The organism is Dehalobacter sp., from assembly GCA_023667845.1.
Lineage (GTDB): Bacteria > Bacillota > Desulfitobacteriia > Desulfitobacteriales > Syntrophobotulaceae > Dehalobacter.
Genome location: JAMPIU010000064.1, coordinates 1 through 728, shown reverse-complemented (window position 1 = coordinate 728; position 728 = coordinate 1). Strand labels below are relative to the sequence as shown.

Sequence of the window (728 nt, the reverse complement as noted above, 5' to 3'; positions counted from 1 at the left end):
TTCGTTGTCGAAACTTCTATTCTTGTTAAATTCCATGCCTGGCTCCGTGTTTCAAATAAATTAATATATTTATATATATTCTTGCTTGGGCTGTTTGTCAATTTATCAATACGTTATGAGCATTTCAGAGGTTGCTCGGTTGTCCAGTAATCCCTTGAGCCAGAATTTTGACAATTTATCAGTTTTTAAAAATATTTACCACAATATTATGTGGGTATTTCATTTGTGTAATATTCCTGTAATCATGTGAATAAAGTGTTGGTGATTAAGTACTTGCGCGGAAATTGAGCATTGAAAACAATCGGGGAATTGCCCTGTTTTGGAGTTTTCGGATGGTATTTTAATTGGTTTGATTCAGGCTGAAATGACACGCGGCAAGGTGACCGGGCCTTTTCTCCTCAAGGGGGGGCGGTAGCACCGCGCAGACTTCCGGACGGGCATACGGACATCGGGGGTGAAAGGGACACCCGGTCGGCGGCGCAAGGGGGGAAGGTATGTCACCTTTCAGGATGATTCTTGTTCCACGCTTTTGAACTTCCAGATGTGGCACTGCTGAAAGCAGGGCTTCGGTATACGGGTGCAGATAGCGGGAGAACACTTGCTCCGTTTCACCAATTTCCACGATTGAGCCGAGGTACATGACGGCAATGCGGTCGCTCATATGATGCAATACGGAAAGATCGTGGGCGATAATCAGGTATGACAGTTTGAATTCGTGTTTGAGTTCC

At 44.5% G+C, this 728-nt stretch carries 1 protein-coding gene; it reads right to left on the bottom strand.

Translation table 11 applies throughout. The features are described from left to right. Nucleotides 1-340: 340 nt before the first annotated feature. A partial coding sequence (locus NC238_05115; GenBank protein ID MCM1565319.1) for an ABC transporter ATP-binding protein occupies nt 341-728 on the bottom strand: 388 nt, incomplete at its 5' end.